Genomic DNA, 13,319 nt, shown 5'->3' on the forward strand with positions numbered 1-13,319 from the left:
CTTCAAAAAATGAATGAAAATTTTATTTCTAAGTGGGAGCTCCAATAGCCAGTAACGGCCCGATTCGTTCAACTAACCTTCAGCGGGGGATGAAAGAACCCTCCACTGAAGGAAGTTTCACTTTATCTTATCCTTTCTGCTGGTAATTTTCAAGAAACAACGATGAACATGATCTCTATTATTATACTTGCTTTGAGTTCAATCATCCTTCTATTTTTTGAACAGGGTATAGTTATAGCTTCCGCTCCGGCCAACCACTCCACTTTCCGCTGTAGCGGTCGCCTTACACTTTACCTTCTTTTCTTTGTCAACAGCTGTATGAAAGTAACGATCAACCCCTGTTCCTATGAAATGAAAGTTACTTGTTAAAATGCATAAGTTGAGTAATCGAGTAGAGGGAAAAGCTAAGTAACTTCTCGCCCCTCTCACACCACCGTACGTACGGTTCCGTATACGGCGGTTCAATAGTTTGAGTGTACGAACTGGTATTGAAGAGCGATATCTTTATATCCTCTCGATGCCAGTTCTTTGTCTGTCAATGAACGGTGGAGTACATAGCTACCTGATATAATCCAGTAACCTTTTCTTGTATTCGACCATTCATAAGCTTTCCGTTTATCGATACCTAACTGAATTAGATTCTTTCGTTTCGTACGTGGATTTTTCCACTGTTTCCAGATATATTGTCTAATTCTTCGCTTCAACCACCCATTCAGATTCTTCATAAATCCTTTCATTTCTCCTATGCCATAGTAATTTATCCACCCTGTCATAAGTTGCTGGATTTCTTTTAAAATCCTATCGATACTTCGTCCACGATTACGTTTCGTGATTCGTCTGAGTTTCTGTTTAACGGTCTCTTTTGCTTTATAATGCGGACGAATCTGAACACCTTTCTTTGTGACGAGGAGACAGAAGCCTAGAAACTTTCGTTTCAGAGGGCTTCCAACCGCACTCTTCTCCCGATTCACGGTAAGACTTAAATCCATCTCGAGAAATTTCGTAATACTTTTCATTACGCGTTGACCTGCTCTTTTACTTTTTACATAAATGTTACAGTCGTCTGCGTAACGCACGAACCGGTGTCCTCGTTTCTCCAGTAAATGGTCTAACTCGTTTAAGTAAATATTACTGAGTAACGGAGACAGGTTCCCGCCTTGAGGCGTTCCTTCCTCTGATTTTTGAAAGATGCCGTCAATCATGATTCCACTTAATAAATATTGTCTTATCAAGCGTAGTACGCGTTTATCTGTGATCTGTTTTTCCACAAAATACATCAGTTTGTCATGATTGACCGTATCGAAATAGGCTTTCATATCCAAGTCCACCACATGTTTGTACCCTTGTTCGTAATGCGATTTTGCCCGTATGATGGCTTGATGTGCACTACGTTTTGGACGAAACCCAAAACTATTATCGGAGAACGTCGGTTCAAATATGGGTTGTAACACTTGGTTTATTGCTTGTTGAAGCATTCGGTCAATAACGGTAGGGATTCCAAGTTTTCTTATTCCGCCGTCTTGTTTTGGAATGTCAACCCGCATTACGGGTTGAGGTTTATACTTCCCAAGATACAACTGCGTTAATAGTTCTTCCCTGTGCTCCTTCAAGTATGGAAGCAGCTGGTCGTATGTCATACCATCCACTCCCGCTGCTCCCTTGTTTCTGACCACTTGAAGGTAAGCTTGATTTAGATTGTCCCTTGAAAGGATTCTTTCAAACAGATTGGATACACCATTTTGATTGTTCTTTTCACCATGAAAGGCACTATGCACTTCGACATACCCTTCATGTTCCACATTATCTCTCTGCCGATAGCCAGGTTCTCCTGTTTTCTGCAGTTCTCGCACCTTTCACACCTCCTAGACTTTTCAAAATTACGATTGTTCGGTCCTTCATGTTTTGGCCTTTTCACACTACTACGACCTCTGCTGACTTCTTGTGATTCACCAAGATGTCACCACCTTAGTTGTGTTGACTCGTTATTCTTCAACTTGTTCATCACCCTCACAAGACCTCCCCCGGTAAGAGTGAGAACTTTCCTCCCATATAACTGCTAGATTTACTGTATAGGTTTCGGGCAGTATTGGACTTCATCTTGTAGTGCAGATTTATCCGACCTAATCCAGCCTTCTATCTAATTTCTGTTCGTCAGTCCAGGAGTTTGCGTCTGACTTCCTTCAGCCACTATCTCACAATAGCCACCTTGTCTTTCGCTAACAGTTCCTACTGCCAAGCCTGTAGTGGACTTTCACCACCAAGTTCTCACCCATGCAGGGCGCACACCTAAAAAAGAGCCAGCTCTTAGAAAGCCGGCTCTTTTTTACTTTAATCCATATAGTTTTCTTTCACTACACTTGCACATCTTGCGCACAATGTTGGATGATCTTGATCTTCACCCACTGTTTCAGAAGAAACCCAGCAGCGTTCACAAGTTTCGCCCGGATGTTTTTCGACTTTCACTTCTACATAATCATATGCTTTGCCGATTCCTTTTTCGCTGGTAACAACTGCTTCAGATACAATAAAGTACTGGTGCAGGTGTGTAACATTTTCAAGCACCTGTTTTGTCTCATCATCCAGCGGTGCTAATGTTATTTTTGCTTCTAAAGATTTTCCAATAACTTTTTCGCTTCTAGCTTCTTCCAGAGCTTTTAGGACATCATCTCTTACTTCCATAAAGTGGTCCCATTTACCGACAACCTCTTCTGACCCTGCAACTTGACGCGGCTCAGGAATGTCTGTTAAATGAACTGTTTCAGCTTCCACTCCAGGGATATATTCCCAAACTTCTTCCGTAGTATGCGGAATAATTGGAGCAATTAACTTCACAAGTGTTGTTAAGATTTCATAGTATCCGGTTTGAATACTGCGACGGCGAGGATTATCCGCTGCTTCAATATATAGAATATCTTTCGCAAAATCTAAATAGAAGGAGCTTAAATCAACAGCACAGAAATTATGAACCTGGCTGATGACCGGCGCAAATTCAAATTCCTCATAATTATCACGCGCATTTTTCAAGATTTGCTGCAGGCGATGAAGCATATAACGGTCGACTTCTTGCAAATCTTCATCCTTCACACGGTCTTTACTCGGATCAAAATCAGCAAGGTTTGCTAATAAGAAACGGAAGGTATTGCGGATTTTCCGATAACTTTCCGATGTTTGTTTTAAAATAGCATCCGAAATACGTACATCTGCCTGATAATCTACACTGGATACCCAGAGACGCAAAATATCGGCACCTAATTGTTTTTGTACTTTAGAAGGATCAATGGTATTACCCAATGATTTACTCATCTTACGGCCATTTCCGTCAAGGGTGAAACCATGGCTGATAATATTTTTAAATGGTGTTTTTCCAGTTATAGCTACAGACGTAGATAAGGATGAATTAAACCAGCCACGATACTGGTCACTGCCTTCTAAATACACATCAGCTGGACGATCGAGCTCTTCACGGTTCATCAGTACCCCTTCATGTGAGGAACCTGAATCAAACCACACATCCATAATGTCAGCTTCTTTAGTAAACTTGCCATTCGGGCTGTGCTCCGAAGTATACCCTTCCGGCAATAAATCTTTGGCTTCTCTCTCAAACCAGACATTCGAACCATATTCACGGAAAAGTTCCGATACATGTGAAATCGTCTCGTCGTTAATGATTGGTGTGCCGTCTTCTCCATAAAATACCGGAATCGGAACACCCCAGGCGCGTTGTCTGGAAATACACCAGTCTTCCCGGTCTCTTACCATATTATAGAGTCTCGTTTCTCCCCAATGCGGATACCAGTTCACTTGTTTGATTTCATCCAGAATATCCTGACGGAAGTCTTTAATTGACGCAAACCACTGTGATGTCGCACGGAAAATCGTTGGTTTCTTTGTTCTCCAATCATGCGGATACGAGTGTGTGATGAACTCTAATTTTAATAGTGCTCCATCTTCCTCTAATTTTTCTGTGATAGCTTTATTTGCTTTATCATAGAACAATCCTTCGAATCCCGGCGCTTCACTGGTGAATACACCCTTCTCATCTACTGGACAAAAAGCATCGATGCCATATCTGCGGCAAACATAGAAGTCATCTTCCCCATGACCAGGCGCTGTATGAACACAGCCTGTTCCTGCGTCTGTTGTCACATGCTCTCCCAGCATAACAAGCGATTTGCGGTCATAAAAAGGATGCTGCGCTTCTACGCGATCTGCTTCCTGACCTTTGAATTTCTTGACAACCGTTACATCTTCCCAACCTAATTCTTCTTTTACATCTTCTAACAAAGCTTCTGCAACGATATACTTTTCATCATTTACTTGTGCCACCACATAGCTTAAGTCAGGATGTAAACTGATTCCTAAGTTCGCTGGAAGCGTCCAAGGAGTTGTCGTCCAAATAATCATTTTTTCTCCGCCATCAAATACATCTTTTCCGTCTGTTACTTCAAAAGAAACATAGATAGAAGGAGAGCGTTTATCCTGATACTCGATTTCTGCTTCTGCAAGAGCTGATTCCGAAGACGGAGACCAATATACCGGCTTGAGGCCTTTATAAATATAACCTTTCCGTGCCATCTCACCAAATACTTTAATTTGCGAAGCTTCATAATCCTTCGTTAGCGTAATATATGGATTATCCCAATCTCCACGCACACCTAATTTTTTAAATTGCGTACGCTGGCTGTCAATTTGCTGAAGGGCATATTCTTCACAAAGCTTACGAAATTCCGCCACAGACATTTCTTTTCGTTTTACTTTCTTCTTCGCTAGCGCCGTTTCAATCGGCAATCCATGTGTATCCCAGCCAGGAACATAGGGAGCATAGTAACCAGTCATGGATTTATAACGGACAATGAAATCCTTTAAGATTTTATTCAACGCATGCCCAATATGGATATCTCCATTCGCATAAGGAGGCCCATCATGCAAAACGAATAATGGTCTGTCCGCTGTACGTTCCAGATTTTTTTGATATTGATTGTTTTCTTCCCATTTTTTTTGGCGTTCCGGTTCTTTATTCGGAAGATTTCCACGCATTGGGAAAGCTGTTTTCGGCATTAATAATGTTTGTTTGTATTCCAAGATATTCCCTCCTGTAATGTTCATCACATATTAAAATGTTTTTTAAATACAAAAAGAGCCCTCTAATCCCTAAAGGGACGAGAAGACTCGCGGTACCACCCTTATAAATTTAATGACCCGCATTAAATTCACTCGATATCCGTAACGTGGACAGCCGGCTGTTCCTACATTTTTTCGTAACAGCTACTCCAGAGTGATTTTCTAAAAGTACTTTGTATCAGGCTTCCACCGTCCCTGACTCGCTTAGACAAAATAATCTTCTATACTTTCTCTTTCTTCGTATTTATTATAAAAATCATATCATTTTTTCATATAAAACCAATGTTATAAACGCTACACTTGTATGAATTATATGTAATATATAAGTTTAAGTCAAGTCTTTACGATTCATGTTCCATTAGTTCTAAATCTTCATCTACCTCTGTATCAAACAATTCTTCCCAATCGTCTGTACCGAGCATTTCTAATTGTGCCTGGACGAGCATGCGCATTCTGGAACGGAATACCTTGGCCTGTTTTTTCAGTTCTTCTACATCCAGTGAAATTTTTCGTGCTTTGCTTAATGACTCATTGACAATACGATCTGCATTTTTTTCAGCTTCTTTGACAATTAATTTTGCTTCTTTTTGCGCACTGCCTTTAATATCTTCTGCTGTTTCCTGCGCAACAAGAATCGACTTATTTAATGTCTCTTCAATATTTGTAAAATGCCCCAATCTTTCTTGAAGCTCTTTTGCCTTCTGGTCTAACTCATCTCTCTCACGGATGACAATTTCATAATCTTTTTTCACTTGATCCAGAAATTTATTGACTTCATCCACGTCATAGCCTTTCCATCCTCTTGCAAATTCTTTATTATGAATATCTAATGGTGATAGTGCCACCATCTCCACCTCCCTGTTCGGTGTTTTTAGCTTCTCTTTCATTATTCAATAATTCGAGCTAAAATTCCAGTATTTATTGCAATTTCGCGGCAGTCATTTTGATTTTATCTTTTTTCGTCCTCCCGCGGATTGCTACTACTTTACTTCTGCCTTTTCCCCGGACAGAGAGCATGTCCCCTTCTTGTAACTGGAATTTCACATCATCGACTACCCGGTAATTTACTTTTACATGCAGTTTTTGAATCAAAACAGCTGCGTCTTTCCGGGATACCCCATATATCTCTTTCACCACTGTATCCAGTCGCAAAGAGGAAATAGTCTTCTCAGACTCTGTCCAAGCTTCTTTTTTAACAAGAAGAGAAGTCAGCGGGGTTTCTTTAAAAGATATACGGGATTTTTTAATCGATGTCAAATTCATCTTGATAAACGGAACAACCTCTCCTGCCGCCAGCAAATGAACTTTTCCATCTGCTATCATGATATCTCCCAGTTTTTTACGCTTTATACCCTGGGACATAAAAGCTCCCATGACATCCCGGTGTTCCAGTCGAACGAATTTTTCCGGATAAACTGCCTCCAAGAGCTCCACTTGGAACATTTCCTCTGTGATGGTTTCATACACAGGGGCAATCACGATTCTTTTTCGTTCACTGTACAGAGAACCGCCAAATGCTTCCACTTGCAATTCATCCTGATGGACACCTAAAAGCATCTGTACAATTTCCTGTTCACGGGGATCCAAAAAATCTGTCAATTTCGGGATATAAGATCGCTCCACCTGGTCTTTCCAAGAAAGAACCTGATCAATAAAAGGCTGCTCTTCTTTTCGAAAATGCTGATAAACTTCCATGGTCATCCCTTTCTTTCCACCTTACATCATTGCAAGCTGCATAAAGCCCATTCTGGCAAAATACAATAACATAATCGCAACAATTGGAGAAAAATCAATCATGCCAAGTGGCGGAATAAACTTACGGAATATTTCTAAATAAGGCTCGCAAATGTTTCCGAGCATTTCTCCAAATTTTGACTCCCTTGCTCCCGGGAACCAGGACATCAAAATATATATAATTAATGCAAAGCTATAAATGTTTAAAGCTATACTTATTAGTGAAACGATTTGTCCCAACATCAGCTGCTACCATCCTTTATCGTAATCTTCCTGTTCATATAACATTTCAGAGATACTTCCGGATATCTCTACATTATCCGGCGTACATAGAAATGTTTCTGATCCCAATTTTTGAATATCCCCTTTCACGGCATATACTGTTCCGCTCAAAAAATCCACAATCCGCTTTGCCTGTTGATGATCAACTCGCTGCAAATTGATGATAACTGCCCGTCTGTTCACAACGTTATCAGCAATATCCTGAGCTTCATTATAATTTCTGGGTTCAGCTAAAACAACTTTTGAACTCGTATTTTGTATGCTGGAAAGGTTCACAACATTCTTACCTCCTGCCGTTTTTTCCTGAACGGAAGGTATTTCTTCTGTCTGCTCTTCCTCAGCATATTCATACTCATATTCATCATCCATCGTGAAATAATTCTTAAGCTTCTTTTTAAAGCTCATGCTTTGCACCTCACTTTATTGTTCTTTGCCGACCAGTTTGGTGCCTATCCGAATATGTGTCGCACCTTCCTCCACAGCAACCTGATAGTCATTACTCATCCCCATAGATAAGTATTCACATGGTGCATGATCAAAGTTCTGCTTCTGGATATGGTCTCGCAGCAACCGCATTTTTTTAAACAGCGGACGGGTATCTGCCGGATTGTCAACATGTGGCGCCATGGTCATTAAACCGACGACACGTATATGCTCAAATGCTGCCAAGTCTTTTATGAACGATTCCACTTCTGCTTCTGCTAATCCGTGTTTCGATTCCTCACCGCTCACATTTACCTGAACAAAGCAAAGAACGGTTTGTTGACTTCGTTTATTAATCTCTTTTGCCAAAGATTTTCTGTCCAGTGAATGGATATAATCAACTTGATGAATCATATCTTTTACTTTTCTGGATTGCAGCGACCCGATGAAATGCCAGGAGGCACGATCTCTGATCTCTTCATATTTCGCTAAAAAACCTTCATTTCTGTTTTCTCCCAAATCCGTTATCCCGGCAGAAACTGCTTCTTTCGCTCGTTCTATTGTAACATATTTCGTCACAGCGATAATATGAATATCTTCTTTATTTCTGCCAACTCTTTCTGCAGCTTGTTCTATATCAGCCTGAATTCCCTCCAAATTTTCTCTTACTGCCACCATGCTAATCCTCCATTATTTCATCTGTTTCTAAAAAGCCGATAAAACCTAACATTCTTCCTGTTTTTCCATTATCACGCCGATGTGAAAAGAATAGTCTCTCATCTTGAAATGTACAATATGTTGTTACCTCTATATTATGACGAAAGACACCAGATTGTACAAGGATGTCGGCATTAAGCTCTTTTAAATCAATAACATATTGCTTTGGCGATACCTCTTTCGTAAATTTTTGTTTCTGTTCATCACTCAGATACGATAATACAACATCGTCAACAATGTAATTTTCTTTGGAAATACTCGGACCTATCGCAACTTTGAGGTTTTCTAAAGAAACCCCTGCTTCTTTTAATTTTTGTACCATTTCCCAGGCAATCTGTCCAACCGTCCCTTTCCATCCTGCATGGGCAATGCCAGCTATCCTTGTAATTGGATCCACAAAAAATAAGGGAACACAATCTGCAAAAAAAGCCGTACCAAGCATAGAATCTGATTCATTCATAATTAATCCATCGACTCCGGATATACTGGAATTAAAAGAAACACTACCCTTTCCAGCATCTGCTGTGTCTGCCAGATAGACTTTTGTTCCATGTACCTGTTCACCGCTAATCCATCGGGATAACGGTACATGTAACTCTTTGCTGAGAATACGCCGATTTTCTAAGACGTTTTTCTCGTTATCTGCTACATGGAGCCCCATATTTAATTGCCCGTAGGCTCCCTCACTGACACCGCCATTTTTTGTTGTGAATCCTGCAATCAAGCCCGGGATTTCCGTTTCCCACGAGGATAGATGCAGTCTTGTCTTCCTTTTTAGCTGAAATGGCTCCATGTTTTTCCCTCTTTCCTCTTTGTTCTCCATTTCCTTACAAGCATTCTGCAAGTCTTATTTTTTGTATTTCAATTTGTGTCTTATTTTAACACATTATATCGATAATTTCTCCTTAATCTTCGGTATAGAGATCCGGCCCTTTTACTTTTTCCACTAAAATCACATCTTCCCCAATCCGTACGATTTTTTCCCAAGCAATGAAAAGCTCTCCAGCTTTGGCAAACATGCCTGATTTTTTCCCTTTCGCTTCCGCAATGATAGCGATAATTCTCCCGGTCCTTCCGTCTATCTCCAAATCAATGATATGCCCTAATCTTGTTCCATCGTCCATCACAATTAATTCTTTTATTTGTAAGTCAGATAGTTTCACCATGCCAGCTCCCTCCTCTTCTTATTCTATGCATGGACAGCCGCTTTTTTTCATAAAAACTCAACTTTCGCCCTTTAAAAAGTAACTTCCATCCCATAGGGACAGGGGTTGATTGTTTCTTCCATACAGCTGTTGACAAAGATGAGAAGGTAAAGTGTAAGACGACCGCTACGGCGGACCGTTTTGCTTTCCTAGGGGCACGCTCTTCAGCTAACTTTTGCCAAGAAAAGCACTTGGCAAAAGTGGATCTTCAGATGGTGCTGATCCCTCAGGAGTCAAAACGGTCCGCCTCCGCTAGTTAGATATTCTATACGTGAAATAGCTGAACAAATAAAAGGTAGATCAGACAGAAGAGACTTTTTGTAGTGAATGGTAAAAATGTTCAACAATCATTCCTTTCTGTGCATGAAAGCTATTCTCGATATGAACGATCTACGATGTCATGATTTGAACTGCTAAATCAACCATTTGAAACACCAAAAATGATTGGTTTTTCAGGCTAAAAAGCGATTATTTCATCTAACTTCATCAGTATGTCATTTCTTCCATGCGCTGTAGAATCCTATTAGAGCGCAGGCCAACCACGTAGACTCCTAAGTGGTTTGCAAGCTAAAACCGTGACTTCTGTCACAACGCTTGCACTTGCACGTCGTGTGCATCGCAGGGCGAGCTGAAGATCCACTTGAAAAGCGGTTTTCTTTTCAAGTTAGCTGAAGCCGTCCCCATGGCAGACTAAGATCGCAACGTCCTGTTGCAACGTCTGCACTAGTACGTCCTGTACGTCGGAAAGCGGAGTGGTTGGCCGGAGCGGAGCTATACACCATATCCCGTTCAAAAAATAGTTAAGATAAAAATAAAAAGAGCTGTTTCCAATTCAATGAAGTATATCCATATGTAAATAACATATAGCGCAGGATGAAGAAGTATCTTGGCATCAAAAAAAGCCTCACCGCGCAGGCAAGGCTTTGCAATTATTCAAACATTTGCTTATTCATCTGGGAAATAGCTCCTTTTTCAAGTCTGGACACTTGAGCTTGCGATATTCCAATCTCATCCGCCACTTCCATCTGTGTCTTCCCTTGAAAAAAGCGTTTATTTAGAATCATTTTTTCTCTCGAATTTAAGCGGTGCATTCCTTCTTTCAGTGACAGTTTATCTGCCCATGTGGAATCTTTATCTTTATCATCACTCAACTGATCCATCACAAAAATAGGATCTCCGCCATCGTTATAGATTGGTTCAAAAAGAGAAACCGGATCTTGAATAGCGTCCAGTGCAAAAACAATTTCCGCCTGCTCGACGTCCATTTCCTTGGCAATTTCTGCTGGAGATGGATCTTTGGACGTTTTACTGATTAATTGTTCCCTGACCTGCAGGGCCCGATAAGCAATATCACGTAAAGACCTGGATACACGAATCGGATTATTATCCCGTAAGTACCTTCTGATCTCACCAATGATCATGGGAACAGCATAGGTGGAGAAACGCACATTATGGGATAAATCAAAATTATCAATTGATTTCATCAGACCGATACAGCCAACTTGAAATAAATCATCAACATATTCACCACGGTTATTAAAACGCTGAATAACGCTAAGAACAAGGCGTAGATTGCCATTTACTAATTCTTCCCGGGCAAACATATCGTTTTCCTGCTGCATCCGTACAAATAATTTTTTCATTTCATCGTTTTTAAGTACTGGAAGTTTTGATGTATCAACCCCGCATATTTCAACTTTATGTCTTGCCATTCATGAAAACCTCCCCAATCTTAGATGCTGTTCAAGGACAGTATCTCCCCGGGAAAAGTTTTTATGCAGGAAAAAGTTGTAAAAAAAGATGTGATATGCGGTTTATGATTGACATAGCAAGTTAAACCATTTTATTAAATTCTTTTTTTAAACGACGTATAATTTTCTTCTCTAATCGGGAAATATAAGACTGGGAAATTCCAAGCATATCTGCTACATCTTTTTGTGTTTTTTCATCATCGCCCACTAATCCAAAACGAAGTTCCATAATTTGCTTCTCACGTGCATTTAATTTGCTCAAGGCTGATTTTAACAACGATTTATCCACATTCGATTCAATGCTTTTCGTAATAATATCTTCTTCTGTTCCCAGCACGTCCGATAACAAGAGTTCATTGCCATCCCAATCAATATTCAGCGGTTCATCAAAAGAAACCTCTGTCTTTAACTTATTGGTTCGGCGCAAATACATTAAAATTTCATTTTCGATACAGCGGGAAGCATAGGTAGCCAGCTTAATCTTTTTTTCCGGATTAAACGTATTTACTGCTTTAATCAGCCCGATCGTGCCTATACTAATCAAATCTTCAATATTTATTCCTGTATTTTCAAATTTTCGAGCAATATAAACAACCAATCTCAAGTTTCTTTCAATTAACATTGATCTGGCCGTTTTATCTCCTTTAGGCAGTTTTTTTAGTAATTCCTGTTCTTCCTGTTTGGTTAAAGGCGGCGGTAATGCTTCACTTCCACCAATGTAATAGATTTCCTTTGGCTTGATTCCTATCTTTCTAAGAAATTGATACCAGCGTAATTTAAGTTTGAACTTCCAAATAGCCATAACGCACACTCCTTTATGCTGTTTGTGTGATAGATTGCTTCACGATAAGGGGATGCAGCAGGCAATGATATTGCCCGTCCCTTTCCAATACGCCAAATTGAATTCCAATTAATACATTTGCCGTCTCCAAAACATCATTGTTATAAAATATGGTCAGTTTTTCTGCCCGGATGGCCAACATAAATGAATGAGCTCCATCGACTCCCTGATAAGGAACCAAGTGCAGTTTGTCTTCCCATTTCTTTGGAAGTCTGCTGAAATCCAGATTCTCTTTCACATGTTGCAGCTCCTTCCACACTTCATCATCAAACCACTGTTTTAAAAATGGCTGATCACATATGACAACAGGTTGTTTCGTCAATGGATCGACAAGCTGATTTCCGCTATCGATATAACCAATGGACTCAAAGGATTGATGATTGATGGTCAATACAACCTTATGCATCTCATCATATTTCACTTGTTCTCCAACATGCTCGTCCATACGCCGTTTTGTAAAATACCAAATAATCGGAAAGCAAGTAATAACAAAAATCCAGCTGACCGGGTCACCATAACCCTGGTTAAATGTGATAATCCCCTCCAAAGAAACAGTTACCGGACGTTGCAGGAAAAAATGAATCGCCATTAATCCTCCTCCGATAGCAAAAGAAACGAAATAAAAGAGGAAAGTCAGTTTGATAAAGCGATACAGACTTTTAAAGCCAAATGTGCTGCAAATAATGACAAAGGAATACATCAGTTTGCCGGCAACATGATTGAAAAAGGAATCAGGAAAATAGATTGTCAGCGGAACAATGCATGAAGCAACAAAAGCGCCAAAAAACAGGCGGATTTTTTTTACTGGTTTTCGGGCAAGTATCTGTACGAGCATCAGCAGCATTAAATCCACCATAAAATTTAATGCCCAAATAACGTCTAAGTAAATAGACAATCCGTACCGCACCTCCCTTACGTTTTACTGCTCACCAGAAGGAGACATTACCTTCTGTATACTTGATTTCATAAAATGAAAGTAATATATGTTGAAAAGTATAGACAATCTGAAGAGAAAAGTCTGTCAATTCTTGTATGCAAAAAGAAGCTATTTAACACTTATTCTTAAGAATCGTGTCTAATGATTTTTGGGGGGTGAAAATGGAAGGTTTATATATTCCCGTTCTATCAAAAAACGCTGTGCTAAAAGGAGTTCTTTTAGCACAGCGTTTTTTGGCAGTTAAAAAGGATACATTTTCTTACCGCATAAGTGTAACGAAGGTTGTCACCTGAAACATTGTGACAACC

At 40.0% G+C, this 13,319-nt stretch carries 12 protein-coding genes and 1 other annotated feature; all 12 genes read right to left on the reverse strand.

Annotated elements, in window-relative coordinates:
* Nucleotides 1-461: 461 nt before the first annotated feature.
* On the reverse strand, nucleotides 462-1,850 hold the full coding sequence (gene ltrA / locus B7E05_RS14225; protein WP_080872025.1) for a group II intron reverse transcriptase/maturase: 1,389 nt from the start codon (nucleotides 1,848-1,850) through the stop codon (nucleotides 462-464).
* Between the two features lie 478 nt (nucleotides 1,851-2,328).
* Nucleotides 2,329-5,082 carry an isoleucine--tRNA ligase gene (gene ileS, locus B7E05_RS14230; protein ID WP_080874822.1) on the reverse strand — a complete coding sequence of 918 codons (2,754 nt, stop codon included), beginning with the start codon at nucleotides 5,080-5,082 and terminating at the stop codon, nucleotides 2,329-2,331.
* A gap of 70 nt (nucleotides 5,083-5,152) precedes the next feature.
* Nucleotides 5,153-5,369 (reverse strand) — a binding site (T-box leader).
* A 93-nt stretch (nucleotides 5,370-5,462) separates the two neighbouring features.
* On the reverse strand, nucleotides 5,463-5,966 hold the full coding sequence (locus B7E05_RS14235) for a DivIVA domain-containing protein (protein WP_080876319.1): 504 nt from the start codon (nucleotides 5,964-5,966) through the stop codon (nucleotides 5,463-5,465).
* 73 nt (nucleotides 5,967-6,039) lie between these two features.
* Complete coding sequence (locus B7E05_RS14240) at nucleotides 6,040-6,816, reverse strand: YlmH family RNA-binding protein (protein WP_080876320.1); 777 nt, start codon at nucleotides 6,814-6,816, stop codon at nucleotides 6,040-6,042.
* 21 nt (nucleotides 6,817-6,837) lie between these two features.
* Nucleotides 6,838-7,095 carry a YggT family protein gene (locus tag B7E05_RS14245; protein ID WP_425435114.1) on the reverse strand — a complete coding sequence of 86 codons (258 nt, stop codon included), beginning with the start codon at nucleotides 7,093-7,095 and terminating at the stop codon, nucleotides 6,838-6,840.
* Nucleotides 7,096-7,104: 9 nt separating this feature from the next.
* Nucleotides 7,105-7,542: a cell division protein SepF gene (locus B7E05_RS14250; RefSeq protein ID WP_080874824.1), complete on the reverse strand. Its 438-nt coding sequence runs from the start codon at nucleotides 7,540-7,542 to the stop codon at nucleotides 7,105-7,107.
* 15 nt (nucleotides 7,543-7,557) lie between these two features.
* Nucleotides 7,558-8,238 carry a YggS family pyridoxal phosphate-dependent enzyme gene (locus B7E05_RS14255; protein WP_080874825.1) on the reverse strand — a complete coding sequence of 227 codons (681 nt, stop codon included), beginning with the start codon at nucleotides 8,236-8,238 and terminating at the stop codon, nucleotides 7,558-7,560.
* A 1-nt stretch (nucleotide 8,239) separates the two neighbouring features.
* Entirely contained in the window at nucleotides 8,240-9,070 is an 831-nt protein-coding gene (pgeF, locus tag B7E05_RS14260; protein WP_080874826.1) for a peptidoglycan editing factor PgeF, read from the reverse strand.
* Nucleotides 9,071-9,182: 112 nt separating this feature from the next.
* Nucleotides 9,183-9,443 (reverse strand): YlmC/YmxH family sporulation protein, encoded by a 261-nt coding sequence (locus B7E05_RS14265; protein ID WP_080874827.1) that lies wholly within the window; start codon nucleotides 9,441-9,443, stop codon nucleotides 9,183-9,185.
* A 968-nt stretch (nucleotides 9,444-10,411) separates the two neighbouring features.
* Complete coding sequence (gene sigG, locus B7E05_RS14270) at nucleotides 10,412-11,194, reverse strand: RNA polymerase sporulation sigma factor SigG (protein ID WP_080874828.1); 783 nt, start codon at nucleotides 11,192-11,194, stop codon at nucleotides 10,412-10,414.
* 121 nt (nucleotides 11,195-11,315) lie between these two features.
* Nucleotides 11,316-12,035: an RNA polymerase sporulation sigma factor SigE gene (gene sigE, locus B7E05_RS14275; RefSeq protein WP_080874829.1), complete on the reverse strand. Its 720-nt coding sequence runs from the start codon at nucleotides 12,033-12,035 to the stop codon at nucleotides 11,316-11,318.
* A gap of 13 nt (nucleotides 12,036-12,048) precedes the next feature.
* Nucleotides 12,049-12,969: a sigma-E processing peptidase SpoIIGA gene (gene spoIIGA, locus B7E05_RS14280; RefSeq protein WP_080874830.1), complete on the reverse strand. Its 921-nt coding sequence runs from the start codon at nucleotides 12,967-12,969 to the stop codon at nucleotides 12,049-12,051.
* Between the last annotated feature and the right edge of the window lie 350 nt (nucleotides 12,970-13,319).

It is taken from the genome of Oceanobacillus timonensis, assembly GCF_900166635.1.
GTDB classification, from domain to species: domain Bacteria; phylum Bacillota; class Bacilli; order Bacillales; family Amphibacillaceae; genus Oceanobacillus; species Oceanobacillus timonensis.

What these genes read in the sequence shown, in the direction of transcription:
- sigG (WP_080874828.1), bottom strand. Translation starts at nt 11,194, where the DNA reads ATGGCAAGACATAAAGTTGAAATATGCGGGGTTGATACATCAAAACTT.
- B7E05_RS14240 (WP_080876320.1), bottom strand. Translation starts at nt 6,816, where the DNA reads ATGGAAGTTTATCAGCATTTTCGAAAAGAAGAGCAGCCTTTTATTGAT.
- sigE (WP_080874829.1), bottom strand. Translation starts at nt 12,035, where the DNA reads ATGGCTATTTGGAAGTTCAAACTTAAATTACGCTGGTATCAATTTCTT.
- B7E05_RS14265 (WP_080874827.1), bottom strand. Translation starts at nt 9,443, where the DNA reads ATGGTGAAACTATCTGACTTACAAATAAAAGAATTAATTGTGATGGAC.
- B7E05_RS14250 (WP_080874824.1), bottom strand. Translation starts at nt 7,542, where the DNA reads ATGAGCTTTAAAAAGAAGCTTAAGAATTATTTCACGATGGATGATGAA.
- pgeF (WP_080874826.1), bottom strand. Translation starts at nt 9,070, where the DNA reads ATGGAGCCATTTCAGCTAAAAAGGAAGACAAGACTGCATCTATCCTCG.
- B7E05_RS14255 (WP_080874825.1), bottom strand. Translation starts at nt 8,238, where the DNA reads ATGGTGGCAGTAAGAGAAAATTTGGAGGGAATTCAGGCTGATATAGAA.